1 protein-coding gene is annotated in these 522 nt (G+C 69.9%); it reads right to left on the reverse strand.

All coding sequences use genetic code 11. The annotated features are described in order from the left end of the window. Positions 1 to 522 (reverse strand): hypothetical protein (locus HKK72_RS39555; RefSeq protein ID WP_222721714.1); only part of this gene is annotated, 522 nt, incomplete at both ends.

Here is a 522-nt window from a genome sequence, read left to right on the forward strand (position 1 = left end):
ATGCCTGCGTCGAGGATGATGCTGGGCGTGTTCAGGGGGCGGTCGAGCACGCGGGTACGCAGGTAGGAGGCCAGCCCGCCGGGCCCTGATAGCACCTGGACGGCCCATTCCAGCATGACGCGTTCCAACCGCCTGTGGCTCTCCGCCCGCAGGTCCTCGCCCCCGGCCTCGTCCCCGGCATCGTCTCCGGCATGGGACCCGTTGTGGGACCCGTCTTGGGATGCGGTGTGGGATGTGGTGTGACCGGCATTGTGGCCTAAGGCATGGGTGGCGGTGTGGTCGGCGGTGTGGGACCCGTCGTGGCCGGTGGTGTGGTCTGGTGGGTGGTCAGGGCCGAAGTCGTTCCCGGTGACGTTCGGCTGGTCTGTGCCGCAGGTGGGGCAGGCGGCGCGCTCGGGAAAGTGGTGGGCCAGCCATTCCTCGGTCATGGCGGTCAGCGCGCTGAAGTCGATTCCGGCGGTGACGACCGGGGTGATGACGGCGTCACAGGCCAGCCCGCCGGCGAGGCCGTTGCCGATCGGC

The organism is Actinomadura sp. HBU206391 (assembly GCF_014323665.1).
Classification (GTDB): Bacteria; Actinomycetota; Actinomycetes; order Streptosporangiales; family Streptosporangiaceae; genus Actinomadura_C.